We start from the raw sequence: 998 nt of genomic DNA on the forward strand, positions 1-998 counted from the left end.
GTTGTTGAACAGATCGTGGGCCAGTGAGGGGGCAGCCAACAGCAGCAAGAGCAGTCCGAGGGGAAGGCACGAGACAAAGCCCCAACGCTGGAACCCAAACGCTCCAAATACTCCACCAGCGAAGAAGGATCCAAGCAGCAAACTCAGCAAGCGCAGCTTTGGCCGATCGGCACGGACCAGGGACGTTGCTGGGCGGGTTATATCCTTGTTCCAGTAGACGAGCTTTCCCAGCTCAATGCCAACGTCAGTGATCATGCCCGTCACATGGGTCGTGCGGATGCGGGCGCCGGAGAGTTTCGTCACTGTGGCGTTCTGCAGCCCCATAATGAAGCAGAGCAGTAGCACGGCTACCAGGGTAAACCCGGGCGAGCCCTGGGCGAAGCTGCCGAGCAGCCCGAAGGCGAATAAGAGCGCTGCTTCTAGCATCAGGGGCAGGGCGTAGAAGTCACTCCAGTCCCGGCGGCGCCCCCAATTGATCAGGATGGCCGAGCAGGCCGCTCCGGCGACAAAAAGCAGAAGTGCGCCGAGTCCCGCGATCACAAGGCCGAGGGCGCCCAGGACGAGATTGTCGGCCAAAGCCGAAAAGATCCCGGACATATGCGAGGTATACTGGCCGACGGCAAGGAAGCCGCCAGCATTGACAGCACCTGCCACAAACGTGAGGACCATCCCAAGTTGAGCGTCAGCCGCCCCTGAACGGTCCGCGGCAACGACACGCCGAGCGGAACCGATATAGCGAGCAGCAAGGCTGCTTTTCCGCTGGAACAAATGCTTCCGGTCCATGGCGGCTTGTTACCACTGAACCGTTGGCAGGGCCATCGATCCCTGAGAAGTAGGTCGGACACAAGCAGACTTGCGCCGTCCCAACAGAGGCAGCGAATTTCCGATAACACCCAGTATGGAATGGATCAGAGCGCGAAGCTAATTTTCCTGGAAAATACGGACCTGCAAAAAGAAAGCGCCCCGCTCATTCGAGGGGGCGCTCTAGTGTCCAACCC

General features: G+C 59.6%; 1 protein-coding gene. It reads right to left on the reverse strand.

The features are described from left to right. Positions 1–732, reverse strand: a 732-nt coding sequence (locus ACXJKO_RS31825) for a YoaK family protein (RefSeq protein WP_457094985.1), incomplete at its 3' end; no start/stop codon positions are given. Between the last annotated feature and the right edge of the window lie 266 nt (positions 733–998).

Source organism: Microvirga sp. P5_D2 (genome assembly GCF_054049475.1).